A 517-nucleotide genomic window follows, 5' to 3' on the forward strand; every position below is an offset into this window, starting at 1 on the left:
GCTTGCTCTTGCCAGTCATGCGGCAGGGTCATGCGCACGATCAGATTGGTCGTCAGATGCCGTGGCGCGGTGCCATCGAGGATGGCACGCTGTAGATCCGGGGCTAGAAACGCCAAGGCGACGCCGGATCGAATGAGGCTGTCGGAGCAATTTTCGGCCTTTGCGATGCTGCTCAGGCTTTCGCCTTTGCGCAATCGGTTCGCCCAGCGATGCGCCCGCGCAAGGTTCTGCTGCAGCACTGGGTCAGGCTGGGGCGCGACGGTGCCGGTAACCAATCGAGTTTCCGCTCCACGACGGCGGCGTTGAAAGCTCTGTTGAACGCGCATCACATCGGGGTTCAGTGCATCTGGTTGCAGATCCAGACTCTTGGCCAAAGCCTCCCGGCTCAAATTTATGATCATGCTGCCGGCGGTGATATGTACCTCGGAGATGAGCGGCCAAAGCTCTTGGGTTGCTGCCGCATTTGAAAGTCTTTCCAAACTCTCGGCGACAAGCCCCGCTGTGATCGCCTCAGGTT

General features: G+C 59.6%; 1 pseudogene. It reads right to left on the reverse strand.

The features are described 5' to 3' along the window. Positions 1-275 (reverse strand): annotated as a pseudogene (locus tag QQJ98_RS19745) (recombinase family protein); the annotation flags it as partial. Between the last annotated feature and the right edge of the window lie 242 nt (positions 276-517).

The sequence above is a fragment of the Cypionkella aquatica genome (genome assembly GCF_030161095.1).
GTDB classification, from domain to species: Bacteria; Pseudomonadota; Alphaproteobacteria; order Rhodobacterales; family Rhodobacteraceae; genus Cypionkella; species Cypionkella aquatica.